We start from the raw sequence: 20051 nt of genomic DNA, 5'->3' as shown, positions 1-20051 counted from the left end.
CGGAATCTCACCGTCCTTGACGTTATTTCGGAGCGATCGCCTCGTTCACCTTGGCGGCGGCAGCCTCGACGCCCGCCTTGACGTCGCCGCCGTTCAGGATGATCTCCTGCAGCTGGCGGGCGATCGCCGAGTTGATGTCGCCGGCGGCCGGGATGCCGAGGTAGTACTCCTGCGCCTTGTCGAGGCTTTTCACCGACGCGATCTTCGCCTGCGACTCGAGCGTATTGTCGGATTCCGTGAAGAACGGATCCTCGATCGACGCCTTGGTCGACGGCAGCGTGTTCGCGAACTTGGCGAAGGCCGTCTGGTTGGCCGCGTTGGTGACGAAGACGGCGAAGTCGGCGGCGGCCTGCGGGTTCTTGGCGTTTTTCGGCACGACGAGGTTCATCGAGTTGGAATAGATCAGGTCGGCCTTGCCGGTCGGCAGCGGCACGGCGATCGTCTTGGCGTACACGTCGGGCGCCGCCGACTTGAGCTTGTTGATGAATGTCGGTCCCGACAGCTCGAAGGCGACCTGCTCGCTGGAGTAGTATTCGACCTGCTTCTGGAAGTTCGCGTCGTCCTTGACGATGACGCCCTCGTCGACGAGCTTTTTCAGCTGCTCGACGACCGCGATGCCGGCGTCCGTGTTGAACGCGGCGCTCTTGCGCTCGTCATCGAGGATCGGCACGCCGTCGCTCGGCAGCAGGTTCGCCCCGAACTGCGTCGCGTAGCCGGCGGCGCCGGTCTTTTCCTTGACCTGGCGCGACCACTCGTACAGCTCCTCCTTCGTCTTCGGCGGGTTGGCCGGATCGAGCCCGGCCTTTTCGACGAGCTCCTTGTTCATGTAGAGCACCTGGGTGCCGGTGTACCAGGGCAGCGCGTACGGCTTGCCGTCGAACACGGTGGAGTCGAAGATGCCGGGGAAAAAGCTGCTCTTCGTCTCGTCCGAGATGAGTGCGCCGAGATCGGCCAGCGCCCCCTTCGTCGCGAGCTGGCTCGCGAACTCGGTGTTGAGGTTGACGACATCCGGCGCGTTTTTGCCGCCGGCCGTGGCGAGCAGCTTGGTCGTGATCGCGTCGTACGGATAGTCCTTCCAATCGACCGTCACGCCGGGATGGGCTTTTTGATACTCGTCGATGAGTCCGTTGATGTAGTCGTTGAACGTCGGCTGAAGCGAGATCGTCCAGAACTCCAGCTTCGCTTCCTGCACGGAAGGAGCGGGGCTGGCGCTGTCGCCGGGACTGGCGCCCGGGCTGGCCGTCGGCGCGGAGCCGGGGCCGTTCGAGCCGCCGTTGCCGCAGGCGGCTGCCAGCAGCATCAGCGCCGCGAGCGCGCCGGTCGAGGCGAGACGGATCGGATGGAGCGGACGGGAGCTTCGGGAGGCGCGAAGGACGGCTGTCGGCGGAATCGTGGAGCGATGGGCGGTTGAAGCGCTCGAATTACTGCGGTTCGTCGGGTCGGAGGAAGCAGGGGCCAAGCCGGATGTTGCGGAGCTGCGGTTAACCATGTCATGAGCCACCCTCTCTTGATTTCTTGAGACTTGTTGGACAAGTTCTGCAGAAGCCACGGAGCGAATCGATGATGCCGGCCAATCCATGCGGTCGCAAAGGAAGGATGAGGCTATGGAGATTTCGTTAAGTCACCGCTAGTATAACAGCGGTTTCCAGCATTGGGAAGTATTTTTCTCCATATTATTTTTATTTTCTGGAGAATATTTTCGGAATTGGGCATGAAAAAGGCGCCTATCGCGGCGCCATGGACGACCCGGCCGTTCAAGCGGAAGCTGTTCACGGCATGATGGAGATCAGCAGGCTGACGACGTACAGCCCGAGCCCCCACCAGGCGGCGGCATGCTTCTGGTCCTCGTTGAGCTTGGACCTGGGACGAAGCAGGAAATAGAACAGCAGGAAGCCGAGCGGGATCGGAAGAAAGATCAGCCGCAGGCCGAGGGTCGCCAGAAACAGATAGCCGAACAGCTTGAGGAAGAGGAAGTCCTCGTCCTCCTGGCGGCCGTTCAGCAGTACGAGCGCGATGATGACCGGCACGGCGGTAGATCAGCAGGAACAGCATGGTCATGAACCTCCAAGCGTCAAGAGTCGGCTCCTGAAAAAGCCGCGGCAGCAAATAAAAGAGCAGGCAGGCGAACCGGACGGAGACAAGTCAGCCCGGCTGGACGTCCTGCGTCGGAATGACATGCCAGACGAACTTGTCCTCCTTGCCCTGCTCGGAATCCGTCTTGCCGCGCGCCTGCAGGATGTAGCCGTGAACCGGCTCCTCGCCGGCCGGCTTGATGCCGTCCGCCTGCAGCAGGCGCCGGATCGGAGAAGGCTCGACCGGCCCCGCCGGGCCGTTGAACAAGAGGAGCTCGAGCTCACGCAGCTTGGCCGGGCCGCTCGCCGCCTCCATCGTCATCCTCTCCAGATTGTCCGGCGACAAAAGCTGCAGGAATCGCTCCGGATCGATCCGGTACACGCCGGAGGAGCCGCTGGCGAACGAAAGCGCGGCTTCATCGTTCAGAGAGCGGCGCCTCGTCCGCTCGACGATCGCTTGGCCGCTCTCCGGCTCATAGCGCACCTCGATCGTATAGTCTCCCTTGCTGTCGCGGGCCGTGACTTGGTACTGCAGGCTGCGGATACGGCCGTCCGGCTCCTGCACGAGCTGGAACCGGTCGAGCCGCTCGTCCGTCGACTCGCCGCCTCCCGCGATGCGCCGCCAGTCGCCGGCCAGATCGAGCCGCTCCGCCTGTCCGGACTGGACGGCGAAGCTGCGCTCCCGCTCGAACAGGCGCTGATCGAGCGCCGGAATGGCGATTCCGGCGGCGAAAATCGCCAGCCCGGCGATCGCCGCGCCTCTTTTGGCCCGGACGTTAGGCTTGGCCCGAGCAAGGAGCATCAGGCAGATCAAAAAGCCGAGCGGGAACGAGAACTCAGGGAAGCGGAAGGAGAACGCCCCGAGCGCCGCATAGCCGATGAGCTTCCACCCTCGGTGCGGCTCGTCGGGGCTGCTCTTCCGGTACAGCCAGACGAGCCCCGCCGCTGCCAGCAGCGTCGGAACCCATTCCACCCAAGCTGGAACCAACAATCCCACTCCTTTCTACTTTTTCCATCATAGAGAAAAAGCCGGAGGACGGGAAGAAGGAATCTGCTTCCATACCGGACTCATCGGGCCTCGGACGTCAGAAGATCAGTCCGACCACCAGCCGAATGAGAAGCACGCCGAGGCCCCAGAACGCCGCGCTTTCCTTGACGGCCCGGTTGGATCGCATCTTGCCGTGAAGCAGCAGCCAGTAGAGGATGAATCCGAGCGGCACCGGCAGCACGGAGAGGAACAGCACGAAGCCTCCGAGCAGGTAGCAGCCGATCAGCTTGAGGAAGAGCCATTCCTCCTCGCGCTCCCGCTGGGCATACAAGGAAGCCAGAATGACGATCGCCACCAGCAGCCAGAACAGCATAAGCACCGAACCGAGCATGAGCCTCGCCTCCTCGGGTGGAGTTGCCTGAGACGCCTTCCTCCAGCTTATGGCCGGTGAAGCGCTCCCATGTCGCCGCGGACAAAAAGGACGGGCCGAGGCCCGTCCAGGGGGAGGGCCGGAGGGCGGAACGGTAGGGCGGAACGGGACGGCGGGGCGGGACGGCGGAGCGGAAAGGCGGAGCGGGCGAGCCGGAGGTTCTGGGCCCAAGGGGCGAGTCGGAGGGGCGAGCGGGAGGCCGGGCGCGCGAGGAGCGGAATCGGCGAGGACGGGCGAACGCCAGATGGCCGAAAAATCCGGTGAAGGCCGGCATCCGCCTGCCGCGGACGCAGCGGCCGATGCTTGGAATCACGCGCTCGCCTGTCGTGGCCGGCCGCTTTAGAACAAGTAGTATGCGGGCGCGGAGCAGCCCTCGAACAGCTCCGGATCGCGGCAGCCGTACACGACGACCGCAGCGGTTGTCTCGTACGGCTCCGCTACGTTCGGCAGCGGCTCTACCTCGCCGTCGTGGCCGATCCGGAAGGCGGGCTGGAAGCCCTTCGGATCCAATGACGCCGTACCGTTGGCGAACCACATCGTCGGCACCTCCAGCCGCAGCCGGTCCGCATCCGCCCTCTCCGGCGCGGGAGCAAGCTCGGCCAGAACTTCCGGCCGCAGGCGCTCCAGCACCAGTTCGGCGCTTAACCCATCGGGAGGCGAGCCTCCGCCATCTCGGCCGAGCCGCTGCACGACCGCATGGCCTTTCTCCGGCGCGTACTCGACCTGGTAGCGATACGAGCCGTTCCCGCTCCAGACGTTGACCGCATAGTTCAACTGGATCACCGCCCCGCTCCGGTCATAGACGAACTCGAAGCGCTCCAGCCGATCCTCGGAGCTCGCGGCGTCTTCTCCCTTGAACCGCTCCCAATCATCCTGCAGGGACAGCTGCGAGATCTGGGCCGCCTCCACCGGATAGCTGCGCTCGCGTTCGAGCCAGCCCTGCTCGGCTGCCGGCAAGGCAAGCGTCAGGAAAAACAGCAGCAAGCCCGCGAACGCGGCGCTGTGCTTGGCGGCGCGGTTCGGCTTGGGCTTCGCCTGGAGCAGCAGCAGGAACAGCGCATAGCCGAGCGGCAGCGGGAAGCCGTTCAGACGCAGCATGAAGGCGCCGAGCAGCAGATAGCCGAGCAGCTTCCAGAGCAGATGGCGCTCCTGCTCCTTGCGGCGGCTATAGATGAAGGCCAGCGCCAGCACAGCCAGCACGGGCAAGGGCCAGAGCCAGGGGGATATCGTCATGGGCGCCTCTCCTTTCACAATCCAGATATCGATATGAACATCGGTTAGACGCGCCATGGGACCGATTCGTTGCGGGGCAGTCCGATGCGCATGCTTGCTTCGAGGCTTACGACGCCTGAGCTCGTTAGACAGCAGAAAACCGCCTGTTGGCGAAGCTAACGACGCGTGAGACGCTTAACCGCTGAAAAACGGCTGAAATTCCTCGTTTTCAGAGGAATTTGGCTTTCTTAGCGTCTGGCGCGTCGTTAGATTCCGGGGAGACGTGAAAAAGAGGCTCTAGCGAGCTGATTCGTCGTTAGATCCTGCAGCATGGGGCAGCTGCGCCGTCATGCACGCTGCCGGCGCCATGCCTGGCTCGTGCTCATGCGCGTTCCCTCCATTCGGCGCCGTCCTCTCCTTCCTTACCCGATCCGGGCGGATGATACCGTGAATTCCGTCACACGCATGCCCGCCGGAGGCGAAAAAAACCGGCAGCCCCGCTGCCGGTCCATCGTTACTTGCCGTCCCGGATCGGCCTGATCCGGGCTCCGCCCTCGCCGATCGCGAGCTCGAACACATCGGGATTACGCATCGCGCGCCACCCGTCATAGCCGAACGACGGGTCGAACGCCCCGACGAGCAGCGCCAGCAGGTTGCCGTGCGATACCGCCGCCCCGGCCTTGCCAGCGCCCACGCTCCGCTCCAGCTCCGCGATCGCGGCCTGGCCTCGCTCCAGCGCCTCGCGCCCGCTTTCGCCGCCCTCCAGCCGCAGCTCCGGATCGAGGAAGGAGGCGCGCAGCCGCTCCTCCCAATCCGGCAGCGGCGCGGCGGACAGCACGCGCTCGGCCAGCCGCGCGTCCTCCTCGACCGGCAGTCCCGCCGCCGCCGCGAACGGCGCGATCGTATCCAGCGCCCGCAAGTACGGGCTCGAGACGATGCGCTCGATGCCGCGGCCGGCGAGAAACTCCGCCAGGCGCTCCGCCTGGACCGCTCCCTCCGCCGTCAGCTCGGCCTGCGGTTCCTGGCCGGACGCGCGGGCGTGGCGGATCAGGTAGATCGTCTTGTCCTCGGCCGGGCTCATCCGAACGGGTAGTCGACGACGACGACCTGCTCCACGAGCCCGTCCAGCCGCGCGACGAACGCCTGATGCGCCGGATGCGGACCGTAGTCGCGCAACGCCTCCCGATCCGTGAACGTGACGCGCAGGCCGAGCGTGAAGCCGTGGATGTTGTCCGTCTCCTCCGTCTCATTGAAGCCGCAGGTCAGCTCGATGATGCCCGGCACCTGCCCCCGCAGCCCGCGCAGCAGCGCGAGCAGCTCCTCCTGCTCGGCCGCCTCCAGCGGCCGGTTGAATTTGAACGATACGAGATGCTCCATCATGGGCTTCTCCTCCTTTTTCATCTAGCTCCCGCCGCCCGTGCCGCTCAGCCGCAGCAGGAACGGCGAGGCTTCCTCCCCGCACTCCGCCAGCGAATAGACCGTGTCCTCGCCGGCCTCCCCTTCCTCCAGCCGCTTGCAGAAGTAGATCCGGGGATGCTCCTTGGCGGCATAGCCGTCGAAGCGGTCGTCTCTCCGGTAGCGGATCGTGCCGTCTTCAAGCGACAGGTTCTCGAAGATCGGAGCCCCCTCGATCGTATACGACGTGATCTGGACGGCCGCCTCCTCGCCCCGCCCGACCTTCTCGGCGAACGCCTGCCAGACGTCCGCGTTGAACTGCCCTCGGAGGCCGAAAACGACGTCGCCGTTCTTGACAGCTTGCTCGGACGTGTAGCCCTTGCTCAAGACAAGCTCCGCCAGCTGCTTCGCCGCCGCCGCAGAGATCGTGTACCCGGTATGGGTATTTGCGACCTCCATCGCCATGCCCTTCATCCCTTCCGTCCGGGGACCGCCGAGCGGAAGCCACAGATGATACGCCTTCCTCGCGCCGCTCTCGCTCTGCAGCACGAGGTCGAGGTCGGGCTCGGCCACGTCCAGGATGCCCTCGATCCGCTCGCTGGAGCGGATCGCTTCCTCGAAAGGCTCGATCTCCGCGCTCTCCTCGAACAGCGCGAGCGGAGCCGGGTTGACCTCGCCGAAGCCGAGCGAACGGCTGACGACGGCCGCCCGTCCTTGCTCGGGCAGCGCTCCGGCTTCTGCCTGCGACTCAGCCGGAGCGGGGCTCCCGGACGAGGCCTGAGCTCCGCTGCCGGACGGCAGCTCCGGCCCGGACGAGCAGCCGCCCGCCAGCAGGCCGGCGAGCAGCAGCGCGACCAGCGCTTTCGGGTGCAGCATTCGTTTCATGACTTTCCCTCCTCTTCCTTCCTACGGACGCGCTGCATGGAGAAAAGGTTCCCGTCTCGCAAAGAGAGGCGCGTCGGCCATGCGGCAGACACGCCTCGGACGCGCCTCGGGCGCGGGCTGGAGCGCGGCCGCCGCGGTGCCGGGCGGAGCCTTGAAGCCGGCCGGCCGGGGCGCTAGCGCTGTCCCGTATCGCTTTTCACCTCGAGCAGATAGCGGCGCACGCGGCGCTCCTCCTCCTCGTCATACGCCAGGCCCAGCCGGGCGGCGACATCGCGCGCCGACGAGCCGAACAGCTCGGCCATGCGCAGCAGCGCCGTCCAGACCGACTCGCGGTCCGCGGACGGGTAGGTCGCGAGCAGCGCCTGCCACGATTCGGCCGGCAGCCAGCGGTCCAGGTACTTGCCGCTTTTGCCCGTGCTGACGGCGAAGCCGTGCCGAGCTCCAGCCTGCCAGTCCAGCATCTGCAGCAGCATCGCCCGCACCGGGCCGTTCAGATGGTCGAGCGCGTACAGCGGCTCGTCGCGCCACAGCCCCTTGGCGACGTAGGTCGACACCCACCAGAACTCGTTGGCGCAGTCGGCGAACTCGCTTCCGCGCGGCGGCCGGACATGGAAGTCCGCGTCGCTCGGCTCCGGCAGCTCCGGCAGCCTGCCGTCCTTGTCGAGCAGGATGCGGGTCAGCCGGTCCTCGGCCAAGTATGCGTCCGTCTGCTCCAGCGGGATGAGCCGCAGGTCGATCCGGTTGCCGTCCGCGAGCTGCATCAGATAGGCGAAGCGCCCGCCGCCGTCCAGGGGGATCAGCCCCATGCGCTCCGGCATCTGCAGGATGACGCGCTCGCCGTACACGTCGATCCAGCTGTCGTCGGCGAGGTATGCGTCCAGCTCCGTCACGAGGTAGACGACGTCGAAGTCCTGGAGCTTGTCTCGCGGCGCCAGCGGGTTGACGCGCGAGCCGTTCAGGCAGACGGCGCGGACGCGCTCGTCCGCCCGGGCGACGCCGAGGATGAGCGCCATCATCTCGTCCTCGGAACGGCGCGGCGGGCGAGCGGAGCCTTCTCCGGACTCGCTTTCCAGCTTCCGCGCCTCGGCATCTTCAGCCGCCATCCTTTCCGCCGCCTCCGCCCATGCCTCCGCCTCCTGCACGAGCCGCTGCACGAACGGCTGCTTGGCCTCCTGGTATGCATGCGTATCGTCCGGGAACCGCTCCGCCAGCTCGCGCTTATGCTCGCCGTACGCTCGCGCGCGCTCCGGATGCGCCTCCAGATAGTCGCGGAACCGCAGGTGGACGCCGATCTGCGGCGCTCCCGCCTCGAACGCATGCAGATGCGCGGTTCGCCGGTCGCCTCCCTGAGCATAAAAGCGACGTCCGGGAATTCCGTTCTCTCCCTTCGCCTCGTACCCGAGCTGCGCAAAGGCGTCCTCCAGCGCGTCCAGCGCCTGCACGCTGCGCACGACGGCGAGCAGGTCGACGACCGGCTTGGCCCAGCCGATCGCCTCGATCGACGTGCTGCCGATGTGATGAAGCTCCAGCAGCTCGCCGCCGAGCATCGCCTCGAGCCAAGCCATCTCCGTCTCCGCCCGCTCCCGCCATTGCGGCGTCCACGGACGGACATCGGTCTTCCGCATTCCAGCTCCCCCTTTTAACTTACTATAGTTGAGAAACATTATATTTTATAGTATTATGAAGCCATGAAGCATCCAGATTGGAGATGAACGATATGGCATCGATGGAAATCGGCATCAGCACGTTCCTAGAGGCGGCGCCGCATCCGGGGACGGGCCAGCCGAAAAATCACGCCGAGCGGCTGCGCGAGGCGGTCGAGGAGATCGTGCTCGCCGATCAGGTCGGGCTCGACGTCTACGGCATCGGCGAGCATCACCGCCCGGACTACGCCGGCTCCGCGCCGGCGGTCATTTTGGCGGCCGCGGCCGCGCAGACCAAGCATATCCGCCTGACGAGCGCCGTGACGGTGCTGTCGTCCGACGATCCCGTGCGCGTGTACCAGCAGTTCGCGACGCTCGACGGCATCTCGAACGGACGCGCCGAGATCATGGCGGGACGGGGCTCGTTCATCGAGTCGTTCCCTTTGTTCGGCTATAGCCTCGACGATTACAACGAGCTGTTCGACGAGAAGCTCGAGCTGCTGCTCGACATCGCCAAGTCGGAAAAGGTAAGCTGGCGCGGCGGCCTGCGCCCGGCGATCGAGGACCGCGGCGTCTATCCGCGCGCGGTGCAGGATCCGCTGCCGGTCTGGATCGCCACCGGCGGCAACTCTCAGTCGACGATCCGCGCCGGCCTGCTCGGCCTGCCTGTCGCCTATGCGATCATCGGCGGCATGCCGGAGAGCTTCGCGCCGCTCGTCGACCTGTACAAGCGCGCCGCCGCCCAAGCCGGACACGACGTGTCCAAGCTGCAGATCGCGACGCACTCCCACGGCTTCCTCGCCGACACGAAGCAGGCCGCGGCCGACCTGCTGTATGAGCCGTACCGCGCGCAGATGAACAAGATCGGCGCCGAGCGCGGCTGGCAGGCGAGCTTCGACCGCCGGGCGTTCGACGCCGCCTGCGATCCGCGCGGCGCGCTGTACGTCGGCGATCCGGAGTACGTCGCGGAGAAGATCCTGCTGCTTCACAAGAACCTCGGCGTGACGCGCTTCTTCCATCATGTCGACGTCAGCGCCGTGCCGCATCGCGACGTGCTGCGCTCGATCGAGCTGCTCGGCACGAAGGTCGCCCCGATCGTGCGGCGCGAGCTGGCCAAGCTCGGCTGAGCAGCGTCCTCCGGCGGTCTGCCAAGGCCCTCGTCCCTGATCGGGACGGGGGCCTTGGTCGTTGTTTCGCCCGAAACCGGCTGCGCTAGCCGAGCCGGCGCGCCAGCTCGATCTGCCCGAACGTCGAAGCGCTGAGCACGGCGTCGCCGACCACCTTGACCGCCTCGGCGAATCCCAGCGTAACCCAAAAGCGGAGTCCGGTCCAATTTTTCAAATCAACCGCCGCCCTTATCCTGCGAAAGCCGAGAGCTTCGGCCTGCGCGGCGATGCCCTCGACGAGCTCGCGCCCGATGCCAGTCCCCCGCAACGAAGCGTCGACGCCAAAATAACCGATGTACAAATCCTCCTCGCCCGGATAACCGTGGTACAGCTCCAGGATGGCGGCCGGCCGCGCGGCGCCGTCCTCCTCCCGCAGCCAGGCGAGCTGCAGGCGGACCCGATCCGCGCTGCCGCCAGGGGGCACATCGGGATTCCCTTTCAGCACCCGACCGACATAGCCTTCTTCGGCCGAACGGCCGGTCCATTCCGGCAGCGGACCCGCCTCGACGAACAGACGGCTCGCCGCCGTCTCGTCCTCCGGCGACACCTCCCGAACCGTCAGGCGCTCCGTGCTCCAACAGGCGGGAATCAGCTTAGGCGGCCGCTTCGAAAGCCCCGTCATGCCATCACTCCTTCGATTACAATCTAATTAGATTATAATCGAATTTGTGTTGATTGTCGACAGGCGAACGCGTCGCAACTGGAAGAGAATAGCATCGCCTGACGCAGCAGCAACCCGAAAGGTTGCGGTAAAATCAGGTTTTTTTCCGCCTTGGGCATGCAACCTTCCGACGCAGCGGCGCGTTTGGGAGAAGGAAGACGGGTAATAACTCGTATCCAGACCCCCATAACCGAACAGGAGTGACTAAAGCAATGAAAAAACCGACCAAGACGATTCCAGCCCTGCTGTCCGTCGCAGCCCTGTCCCTTGCCGCATCTTCCGTCATCGCCGCCAGCCCGGCGGGAGCGATCGTGCCGATCTCCGCGCCGCTGCCGGACTCGAGCGTCCAGAACGAGCAGCAGCAGCCGGCCGTGCCGAACTATATGAGCGTCACCGGAACGGTGAAGGAAATCTCCGACAGCAAGACGAAGGAAGGCGCCAAGACCGTCTCCCTCCAGGATGACAAAGGCGAGATCATCGCCAACGTGACCGTCTCCGGCGACACCTACGTCGCCGCCCCGGACAAGCTGCAGGCGGGCACGAAGTGGAACGCCTACTACGACGCCAAGAAGCCGATGCTCATGATCTACCCGCCGCAATTCGAGGCCGAGGTGCTCGTGCCGGTCGAAGAAACTGCTTCGTGGAAGGTCGACCGCTTCAAGGCTGCGGAAGGCGACGCCGGACAGCTGATCAGCGAGGACGGCCAGCTCGTGCTCAACGTTTCCGAGCAGACCCCGCTCGTGCTTGAGGACGGCACGGCGTTCACCGGCGACCTGAAGGGCCGCGCCCTGGCGGTCAAATACAGCGTGACGACACGCAGCTTGCCGCCGCAGACGTCGCCGGAGCAGATCGTCGTGCTGTTCGAAGAAGCCGTGCCGCCGATCGGCACGCTGCCGGAGCAGCCGGGTACGCTGGAGGAGCCGATAGCCGACACGCCTGACGTATCGGGCTTCCCGATCGTCGTCGAAGGCAAGAAGCTGGCCGGTCCATCGCCGTATACGAGCAAGGACGGCACGGTCATGGTGCCGCTGCGCGCCGTCGTCGAGGCGCTCGGCCAGAAGCTGACATGGGACACGTCCACCAAGTCGAGCCGCATCGGCCTCGCCACGACGCTGACGATCGGCAAGGACTACTACGTCTACAACAAGATGGCTCCAATCGAGCTCGGCGCCGCTCCGGCGCTCGTCGACGGCAAGACGTACGTGCCGCTGCAGTTCTTCCGCGACGTCATGATGCTGAACAACGCCTACGTGTTCGAAGGCCAGATCGACATCAACAACCAGGAGAAGATGGAGTAGGATCTATGGAATGAACGCAGGGCTGTTCCCGACGCCGTCTCACGGCGCGGGGGCAGCCCTGCTTGGCTTTCAGACGGCTTCGCGTGGAGGCAGGTTGGAGGCGATGGAAGCACGGCGCTTCCGGCCCGATAAGGAAGACATTGGCAGCGTAATGAAGATCAAGTATGATTGAAAGTAGAGCGGGTGCTTGGTGCGAATGCCAAGCTCCCATGAAAACCCCGGGGGATTCGCACCTCGAAACTTGTCGAATCGAGCCTGAAATCACACTTTATCGATTATGTCAAGAATGTGGTCATACTTTTTAAGTTGATTGAAGTAGGAAAAGAGGATGGTTACATACCTGCAGGGTATGTAACTGCATTTTTTCGCTGTCGCTCCCCGTACCGGGAGCGTGGATTGAAACATGCGATTGCGGCTTTTGCGGAGATTGCTGATTGCGTCGCTCCCCGTACCGGGAGCGTGGATTGAAACATCTGATAGGTACCGTTGCAGGTCAGCCAGTGGATAGTCGCTCCCCGTACCGGGAGCGTGGATTGAAACCCCCAGCTTTTGGCCCTGCTCAAGCAGGCGACGAACGTCGCTCCCCGTACCGGGAGCGTGGATTGAAACTTGATCCGCCGGAAGACGGCGACCGCCTCCGCGCGTCGCTCCCCGTACCGGGAGCGTGGATTGAAACCTTCGCTTCCTCGATCATATCCGTGTATTCCCTCGTCGCTCCCCGTACCGGGAGCGTGGATTGAAACCCCAAGGTCATCAAGATGGACACGAAGGGGGAGAGGTCGCTCCCCGTACCGGGAGCGTGGATTGAAACCTGTTCCATCAAAAAGACATTCGCGTTGATCTCCTGTCGCTCCCCGTGTGGGGAGCGTGGATTGAAACGCAAATGTATTGTCAAACATTAAGTTTGCATACTCGTCGCTCCCCGTGTGGGGAGCGTGGATTGAAACGAGATGTTGCCGATTTTGGTCGAGAGCGTCGCGTAGTCGCTCCCCGTGTGGGGAACGTGGATTGAAACTCGGGACCGGTCAGGCGGCGCTTGTTGCCCGTCTCGTCGCTCCCCGTGTGGGGAGCGTGGATTGAAACCGATACCCTCCAGAGCCAATCCGTTACGACCCTTGCCGTCGCTCCCCGTGTGGGGAGCGTGGATTGAAACGGACGGATAACGGTTATGGAACACCGCCTCGTCCGTCGCTCCCCGTGTGGGGAGCGTGGATTGAAACCATGATGCGCCGGCATCAGCAGAAGGAGCGTCAACGTCGCTCCCCGTGTGGGGAGCGTGGATTGAAACGGTATTGGAAGTCCCGACGTAAAACAGCCCAACGTCGCTCCCCGTGTGGGGAGCGTGGATTGAAACATGGCGTCCCGTTGCTCTGGATTTTCAAGCTCTCCGTCGCTCCCCGTGTGGGGAGCGTGGATTGAAACCGCGTCAATCATCTCATTGGCAAACTGGTGTCGGTCGCTCCCCGTGTGGGGAGCGTGGATTGAAACGCAATCAAGGCACGCACAAGATCGCCCGGGCCGGCGTCGCTCCCCGCATGGGAAGCGTGGATTGAAACTTCGTAGACCATCGCCAGCACGTTTCCGATCATCGTCGCTCCCCGCATGGGAGCGTGGATTGAAACGAGAACTCGACGCTGATCGGCATGTACTTCATCAAGGTTACTCCCCGTACGGGGAGCATGGGTTGAAACGGTCAGGAGGGCTCGGGGCCAGAAAGGGGCTTTGAGTTACTCCCCCATGGGGAGCATGGACTAAAACTAAACATGGCCACGTATGGCACAATAACATCCTAACGTCGCTTCCTACACGGGAAGAAGGAAGAAATGCCCGAGCTCCAGCGATTAACGCCTGCCACACCTTGCCCTTCCCCGCACTCCCCCAATCCACGACAACGAGAAAACAGGTAAACGCGACATGCTGCCGCGCTTACCTGTTTTGTATTCTTCCCGCAGCCAAAGCTTAATCCAAGTCAGCTAGGCAAGTGTCCGAGATTCCAACAAGAATTTTCCTCATGTCTATTCCGTCATCGCCCTCTCCCCATTGCTCCTTCGGAGAACATAAGAGTTGTACTCATCCTGCTCGATCTCCAGCCTGCCCTGAAAATCAAACCCGCATTTTTCGAGGACTCGATTGGACGGCAGGTTGCGGACAAGCGCGACCGCGCACAGAGCCTCGACATCGGCCTGATCAAACAAATAACGTATCATCGCTTGTGCCGCTTGAGCCGCATAGCCTCTGCCTCGATGATCCTTGGAGACGGCGTACATGATCTCGCGGTTCGGCCAGGGCAGCTCATCCTTGATTCCGGAGCAGCACCAGCCGATCAGCTCCCCCGTCTCCTTCAAAAAATACCCAACCGAAGACGCAGCTCGCCGACGTCTTCTTTTTGCTTGACCGCCTGCAGAAACCGCTTGGTCTCCGGAATCTCATATTGGAGAAGCCACTCCTTGCGCGTGTCCTTGGATACGTTCCAGCCCGGCAAGTAGGAATGAATCTCCGGCTGCCAGGTCAAGGAGTGAAAACGATCCAGATCCTCGGCGATGAACTCTCTCAGCATGATGTGCTCCCCGTCGAGCTGGAAGAGCTGATCCTCCCCGCTAGATGAAACATGATTTCCCATGAATCTGCCCCCTATCGGCCATCGAATGATGTCTTCTCATTCATCCTAACACCGCCGGGAGCTTCAAGGCGGAGCAAAAACGACTATAACGGGTTCCAACCGAAAAAGCGTCCGAACCGCTCGTTAGAACGGTACGGACGCTCCTTTAGTCGTTGCTCCTACGCCGCCTGTCTAATCGCTAATGTGTATACGTATAATGCGGCGAATCATACTGAGGGCCGCTCTTCTCGTAGGTGAACCACAGCTCGATCGACTGCCCGGAGGCCAGCCCCTGGATCGTGTGCGTCCAGGTCGAGCCGCTCTTGACCATGCGCACGTTCTGCTGGTTCGCTCCGTTCACAAGATAGTGGACGTCCACATAGACCGCGGCGGTGCTGGGCGTGAACGCGATCGACTCCGAGGAGCCGCTCTTCGTCACCGTGGCGGTGAAGTCCGCATGGGTGTAGGTCTGGCCAGCCGGCGGCGTCGGTGTCGCCGTTGGCGTCGCCGTCGGCGTTGGCGTTGGTGTAGGCGTCGGGGTCGGATTGCTGCCGCCCGCGCCTTCCGTCGCCGAGCCGTTCGCCGGCACGCTCATCGTCTTGCCGTCGGAGAACGTCACCGTGATCGCCGAGTTCGTCAGGTTGTAGGCGGTGTAGGTCTTCACGCCGTTTTTGTTGAACACGGCATAGGCCGGCGTATTGGCCGTGACCGTGCGGTCCTGGTTGCCGATCGCGTCGAGATTGTAGATCCAGTGGTACGCGAACGCTTTGGAATTGCCCGCTTCTGCCGACAGCGCGCCGCCGCGCGAGGTCCAGAAGCTTTTGGCTTCGCCGGGGTTCGAGATCGCGCGGTACATGTAGATCAGGTCCTCCCACGCGTCAAAGCTCGTGCCGCCGTTCTCCGACACCAGCGCGTTGTAGTTGCGCGTCGTGTAGTCCGGGTACTGCGTCAGGTAGAGCGAGGCGCCGGTGAAGGGCAGCCAGTTGATGCCGTGCACTTCCTCCGGGTTGCCGGTCCACCAGGTGCCGTCGCCGACGGTCTTGCCGCCCCATACCATGCTCGCCGTGGAGCGCGTGAAGCCGGCCGGTCGGTTCTGGTTGTTGACGTCGAACCAGTATTCGTTGATCGCGTTCATCTCGGTCGTGTACAGGTAGATGCCCGTGTCGCGCGCGGTCGTGTCGCCGGTCGCCTGGCCCCACAGGATCATGCCCGCCCAGGCGTTCATGCCCTCGGAGGAGGATTCGTTGTTGTTGCCGTCGCCGAAGCGCGCATGGCCGGCCGCCCAGGAGTGGCCCGCGTACGGATCGAAGTTGCGCAGGTACGGGAACATCGAGTCGCTGCGGCTGCTGCTCGCGATGTCGCGGATGAGCAGGTTGACCATCGGTCCCCACTGCGTCGCCCAGGCTTTGTCCACGCGTGCGATCTCGGCGGCCGCCTTGATGAAGTAGCCATAGTGGAAATGATGGTCGTTCAGCTCGTTGTTCGAGCCGTAGCTGGCCGGGTAGCCGATGACCGTTCCCCAGGTGTTGTTGTAGTAGAACACCTGCGACGATTTCAGATTGCCGGCGCTGTCGCTCGACTTGAACCAGCTTTGCAGGATCGTCTTGATCTCGCTGCGGAACTTGTTCGCCGCCGTCGTGTCGCCGACCTGGTCGGCGATCGGGGCGAGCGAGGCGAGCTTGCCGAGGCGCTTGCCGATCCAGTACGTGTCGCCGTCGCCCGTGTACGTCTCGGCTTCCGCCTGGTCGACGTACTGCTGCAGCTGCTGGCGGTTGTACGAGCCTTTGTCCGGCAGGCTAGGCAATACTCCGTAATACTTCATCTTCGTCTGGAAGGAGCTTCCTTCCCCCACCTTCATCTGGCCGCGCACGGAGTTGTAGGTGTACGAAGTCAGCGCCGTGCTGCTGTTCTTCCACTGATGCGGATAGAGCGCGAACAGCGTGCCCGTCTGCGTGCCCTGCTTGGCCTGAGTCGTGAACGCGTACGTCGTCGTCACCTCGCTGGCGGAGGCGTTGTACGAATAGCTGGCCGTCGTGCCCGTCACATGCGAGTAGGCGTACTGGGCGAACTTCGACAGCGTCGCCGCGGAGTTGTCCGGCAGCGCCGCGACGGAGAAGTAGCTCGTGCCGCTGTTCGTCAGCGTCTTGCCGCCGATGCCGCTCCACGTCGTGCCGCTGGCGCCGAACAGGCCGTAATGCGCGCCCGCGACCGTGATGCCGAGCACCGGCGTCGAGGCGCTGCCCGACCAGATCGTCGGCGTGTCATAAAAGCTGATTTTCGGGCTGCCGCCCGCGTAGGTGAAATACACATACGGCGAGCCGTGGCCGTAGCTGACGTTCATCTCGCTCGCGCCGCTCTTGTACTGGGCTTTGACGAACCAGTCGCTGAAGCCGTCGACCTTGGCGTCCGGGAAGCTCGCGACGGCCGAGTGGCCGACCGTGAAGTCGTGGATGTCGTTGATCCAGCCGCAGACGCAGCTCGAGTTGGCCGTGATCCGGTTGCCCGGATAGTAGATGCGGATGCCGCCGGAGCCGTTTTTCATCGCCAGCGGATGCGGATACTGGGCTTCCGAGTACGTGTCCCAGGCGAGGTTGCTCCACCAGTCGTTGGTCGGCATCGCGCCGGTGACGTTGCCCGTCTTGTAGATCTGGCTTTGCACGTTGACCGCTCCGGGCGGCAGCACCGTCGAGTACGAGCCCGCGCCGAGCGCGACCTCGCCGCTATAGGCGGTAGCCGCTCCGGCCGGGACGGCGACCGCGGCGAGCAGGCTGAGCAGCAGCAGCCAGGCGATTCGTTTGTTCATCATGGTCCTCCTTGGGAAATGGGATGGAGATCAAGCCGATAAGGAAACGCTTTCATATTTTGTCGCCATCAGCTCCTCTCTCCTCCAGCGTAGCAGGACGGGACAACCGTTCCTAGGCATCGGATTTCAGGTCGATTCCCATTATTTCACATGGATGGCTGCGCTTGGCCCGATCTCTCCAAGCCCAAAAAAAGCGCCAGGGAGGCGCCTAAGCCGCCTCCATGGCGCTTGTCGGTTTCGCTGCCCGCTCGGAAGAGCCGGCCTAGCCCTGCTGCCTTGCCTACCAGTAAATCATCATCGGCACCTTGCTGCTGACGTCGATCGGAATCTCCTTGGAGCCGAGCGCCGCCGCCGCCTTGGCCGTCAAGTCGCTCCGAATGCCGATCGTCTCGAGGGTGATCGTACGGCCCGACTCCAGCAGGAACTTCGGCTTGCGCTCGTACGGGAACTCCAGTCCGCCGTTCGGCAAGCCTTCGTTGCGCCGGGCCGTCTCGCGGGCGGCCGCGCTGATGCGGCCCGACTGGCGCTTGACCGTGTCGTAGAGCAGATCGCCGTTGCGCGTGGCGGTGAAGGAGTCGGCGAAATACCGTTCCCGGACGATGCGCATCCAGTTGTCCGACAGCCAGCCGGCATCGCGAAACCGCTCTTCCTCGACGATCTCGTCATAGAGGCGCTCGTCGTCGAATTCGCCCCGCTCGGATGGCAGAGCGCTCGGCGTCGGCGTGGCGGTCGCGTCCGGCAGCTCTCCCGCCGGCGAGCTCGGCGTCGGCGTCGGCACGGGCGTAGGAGTCGGCTCCGGCGTCCTCCGCGCCTCCTGCTCGCCTTCATGCAGCTTGCGCGCCTGGACGCCCGCCTCCTGCTCCAGCGCTTCCTCGTACAGCTCCTTGATCGTCTCCACCGCCGCCAGCGCCGCCGCGTCCGCGACGTTCTGCGCCTGGCGCTTCTCGATGAACACCGTGTAGAAGTAGAACAGATAGATCGCGAGCAGAATGAACATCGCCATCATGCCGATGCCGAGCAGCGACATGCCTCCGCGTTCGTCGCGCAGCAGCCGCGCCAGCCGGCCGCGCCTCGCTCCGTCGAGCGCGTCCATCTCAGTCCTCCGCCTCGACTTCGGCATTCTGCGTGATCCAGTAGGCCGCCTCGGCGCGCGTGACCGGCTTTTGCGGCTCGAGCTTCTTGTCCGCTCCGAACGTATCGAGGTACGGCGGCGTGTCCCAGTTCGAGCTGACGTAGGCTTGAACGCCGCCGAGAAAGATCTTGCCGACCTTGTCCCGATCCTCGAAGTTGCGCAGATTGACCTCGGATACCTCCGCCGCCAAAGGCTTGACGACGAGGCCGTAGCGCTGGTACCAGCCCCACAGCACGGTCAGCTGCTCGCGGGTGAGCGGCTCGGACAGCCGCATCGTGCCGTCGGGGAAGCCCGAGATGATGCCGGCCTGCGTCAGGCCCTCCACCAGCTCGTAGCCTTCGTCCTGCTGCTTGACGTCGGAGTAGGTCGGCTCCGGCGCGCGGAAAGGAATGACGCCCTTGTCGTCGTACGCCGCCATCCAGCGGATGAATTCGAAGCGCAGGATCGGCTCGTCCGGGCGGAAAGCCCCCGAGCCGTCCAGCACGCCGGCGACCTGTCCGGCCAGCTTGGCGACGGCGGCTTCGCGCTTGTGGCCGGCGATGTCGGACGGGGCGGCAGCGGGGGCGGCCTCCTCGATGCCTTGGACCTCGACCTGCACCTTAGGCGCGGGAGGCGAGAAGCCGTCTCCGCCCGACTCCTCGCCCGCGTTCTCGACGATCCAGTACGCGGCCTGCGAGCGGCTGACGAGCGCCTCTGCCGCCAGGCGGGACGTGTCGCCGAACGTCCGGAGATACGGCTTCCCGTCTGCCACGGATACATAGTGCGCGACCGCGCGAATGTAAGGCTCGGGAATCTCCTTGCGGTCCTCGCGGCTCATGATCACCACCTCGGATGAAAGACGGTCCCGATTCGAATTCTTAATCGACGCGCGGTCCTGGTACCAGGCCCACAGCCGCGCCAGCTCGCCGCGCTGCAGCGGCCCGTCCAGCTGCAGCGGCTTGCCAGGCTCGGCCCCGAGCCGGCCTGCCTCGACCAGTCCATGAATCCAGCCGTAATCGGGACTGTCCGCTTCGAGATCGGGATACATCGGCGGCTTCGACAGGTCTGCGTCCTCCAGGCCTTTGTCGTCGTAAGCGGTCATCCAACGGAGGAAATCGCCCTTCGTGACCGGCGCGGAAGGCTCGAACAAGCCTCCTGAAGAGGGCGTCGCGATCCCGCTCTCGAGCAGCTTGACGATCTGCTCGCGGAACTTGTGATCGCCGATATCCGTGACGACGACGGATGCCGGCGCCGCGGATGCGGTCGGCACCGGCGTGCCGACCGGTCCTTCGGTCGCGGACGGCGAAGCGGCCGCCGACGGTTTGGGCGACGGCTGCTCGGCGTTGCCGCCGGAGCAGGCTGCGGCGACCATGCCGGTGAGCAGCAGCAAGGCTGCGGCCTTGCTCGTAGAAGAGGGCTTCATCGATTCACAGCCTTTTTTCCGGCTTGCGCAGCCGGGTAGTAGAGTCACAGAGTCAATTCATATAGAAGCGATACAGGTTGAGCCCGCCGAACACGACGACCGCCAGCACGATCCGGATGAGGTAGGAGCGCCGCGTCTGCGCGTCGCCCCGGATGTACATCAGGATCATGACGGCCAGCGCGGGCAGGAAAAACAACAGGAAGAGCCAGATGCCGGTCTCGAAGGTAATATAGTCATGGTTGCCGCCGAGATACGCGATCAGGAAGCAGCCTGCGATGAAGAAGATATTGGCCGCCGTCATCGCCTTGGTCAGCTTCTTTTCATCCATGCGTCTGATTTTTTCGATCATGGAAAGCTTCCTTTCC

18 protein-coding genes are annotated in these 20051 nt (G+C 64.0%); 2 read left to right on the top strand and 16 right to left on the bottom strand.

Annotated features, from left to right (window positions below):
* Positions 1-22: 22 nt before the first annotated feature.
* The 9 genes from B8V81_RS13625 to B8V81_RS26165 form a co-directional block, all read right to left on the bottom strand.
* Positions 23-1489: an extracellular solute-binding protein gene (locus tag B8V81_RS13625; protein WP_244912761.1), complete on the bottom strand. Its 1467-nt coding sequence runs from the start codon at positions 1487-1489 to the stop codon at positions 23-25.
* A gap of 280 nt (positions 1490-1769) precedes the next feature.
* A complete protein-coding gene (locus tag B8V81_RS13620) occupies positions 1770-2027 on the bottom strand; it encodes a hypothetical protein (RefSeq protein WP_101808546.1) in 258 nt (85 codons plus the stop codon).
* A gap of 115 nt (positions 2028-2142) precedes the next feature.
* Positions 2143-3060 carry a hypothetical protein gene (locus B8V81_RS13615; RefSeq protein ID WP_146000497.1) on the bottom strand — a complete coding sequence of 306 codons (918 nt, stop codon included), beginning with the start codon at positions 3058-3060 and terminating at the stop codon, positions 2143-2145.
* A gap of 97 nt (positions 3061-3157) precedes the next feature.
* Positions 3158-3451 carry a hypothetical protein gene (locus tag B8V81_RS13610; RefSeq protein ID WP_028600238.1) on the bottom strand — a complete coding sequence of 98 codons (294 nt, stop codon included), beginning with the start codon at positions 3449-3451 and terminating at the stop codon, positions 3158-3160.
* 378 nt (positions 3452-3829) lie between these two features.
* Entirely contained in the window at positions 3830-4723 is an 894-nt protein-coding gene (locus B8V81_RS13605) for a hypothetical protein (RefSeq protein WP_028600236.1), read from the bottom strand.
* Positions 4724-5216: 493 nt separating this feature from the next.
* Positions 5217-5783 carry a histidine phosphatase family protein gene (locus B8V81_RS13600; RefSeq protein WP_043111753.1) on the bottom strand — a complete coding sequence of 189 codons (567 nt, stop codon included), beginning with the start codon at positions 5781-5783 and terminating at the stop codon, positions 5217-5219.
* Positions 5780-6082, bottom strand: coding sequence for a Dabb family protein (locus B8V81_RS13595; protein ID WP_028600235.1), 303 nt, complete (start codon positions 6080-6082; stop codon positions 5780-5782). Before B8V81_RS13595 ends, B8V81_RS13600 begins: the two co-directional genes overlap by 4 nt.
* 21 nt (positions 6083-6103) lie before the next feature.
* On the bottom strand, positions 6104-6982 hold the full coding sequence (locus B8V81_RS13590) for a DUF4362 domain-containing protein (RefSeq protein WP_084137526.1): 879 nt from the start codon (positions 6980-6982) through the stop codon (positions 6104-6106).
* Positions 6983-7155: 173 nt separating this feature from the next.
* Complete coding sequence (locus tag B8V81_RS26165; RefSeq protein ID WP_180968447.1) at positions 7156-8607, bottom strand: aminoglycoside 6-adenylyltransferase; 1452 nt, start codon at positions 8605-8607, stop codon at positions 7156-7158.
* 101 nt (positions 8608-8708) lie between these two features.
* Between B8V81_RS26165 and B8V81_RS13580 the strand changes: the two genes are divergently transcribed.
* A complete protein-coding gene (locus B8V81_RS13580) occupies positions 8709-9752 on the top strand; it encodes an LLM class flavin-dependent oxidoreductase (protein ID WP_373864132.1) in 1044 nt (347 codons plus the stop codon).
* Positions 9753-9837: 85 nt separating this feature from the next.
* Here B8V81_RS13580 and B8V81_RS13575 read toward each other — a convergent pair whose 3' ends face one another.
* Positions 9838-10413 carry a GNAT family N-acetyltransferase gene (locus B8V81_RS13575; protein ID WP_052333535.1) on the bottom strand — a complete coding sequence of 192 codons (576 nt, stop codon included), beginning with the start codon at positions 10411-10413 and terminating at the stop codon, positions 9838-9840.
* A 251-nt stretch (positions 10414-10664) separates the two neighbouring features.
* On the opposite strand from B8V81_RS13575, the gene B8V81_RS13570 reads away from it, so the two are divergent.
* Complete coding sequence (locus B8V81_RS13570) at positions 10665-11750, top strand: copper amine oxidase N-terminal domain-containing protein (RefSeq protein WP_101808543.1); 1086 nt, start codon at positions 10665-10667, stop codon at positions 11748-11750.
* Between the two features lie 2015 nt (positions 11751-13765).
* Here B8V81_RS13570 and B8V81_RS26160 read toward each other — a convergent pair.
* The 6 genes from B8V81_RS26160 to B8V81_RS13545 form a co-directional block, all read right to left on the bottom strand.
* Positions 13766-14095 carry a GNAT family N-acetyltransferase gene (locus B8V81_RS26160; protein WP_339279330.1) on the bottom strand — a complete coding sequence of 110 codons (330 nt, stop codon included), beginning with the start codon at positions 14093-14095 and terminating at the stop codon, positions 13766-13768.
* Positions 14092-14370 carry a GNAT family N-acetyltransferase gene (locus B8V81_RS26155; protein ID WP_339279328.1) on the bottom strand — a complete coding sequence of 93 codons (279 nt, stop codon included), beginning with the start codon at positions 14368-14370 and terminating at the stop codon, positions 14092-14094. Before B8V81_RS26155 ends, B8V81_RS26160 begins: the two co-directional genes overlap by 4 nt.
* Positions 14371-14548: 178 nt before the next feature.
* The gene (locus B8V81_RS13560; RefSeq protein ID WP_101808542.1) at positions 14549-17152 is read right to left on the bottom strand and encodes a glycosyl hydrolase; all 2604 of its coding nucleotides are present in this window, start codon (positions 17150-17152) and stop codon (positions 14549-14551) included.
* A gap of 280 nt (positions 17153-17432) precedes the next feature.
* Positions 17433-18245 (bottom strand): pilus assembly protein TadG-related protein, encoded by an 813-nt coding sequence (locus tag B8V81_RS13555; protein WP_028600227.1) that lies wholly within the window; start codon positions 18243-18245, stop codon positions 17433-17435.
* 1 nt (position 18246) lies between these two features.
* Entirely contained in the window at positions 18247-19686 is a 1440-nt protein-coding gene (locus B8V81_RS13550) for an S-layer homology domain-containing protein (protein ID WP_101808541.1), read from the bottom strand.
* Between the two features lie 52 nt (positions 19687-19738).
* Positions 19739-20035 carry a hypothetical protein gene (locus B8V81_RS13545; protein WP_028600225.1) on the bottom strand — a complete coding sequence of 99 codons (297 nt, stop codon included), beginning with the start codon at positions 20033-20035 and terminating at the stop codon, positions 19739-19741.
* Positions 20036-20051: the final 16 nt, after the last annotated feature.

The sequence above is a fragment of the Paenibacillus pasadenensis genome, assembly GCF_002864175.1.
Classification (GTDB): Bacteria; Bacillota; Bacilli; order Paenibacillales; family Paenibacillaceae; genus Paenibacillus_O; species Paenibacillus_O pasadenensis.
Note: the sequence above shows the minus strand (reverse complement) of the source record. Positions and strands in the feature narration are given on the sequence as shown.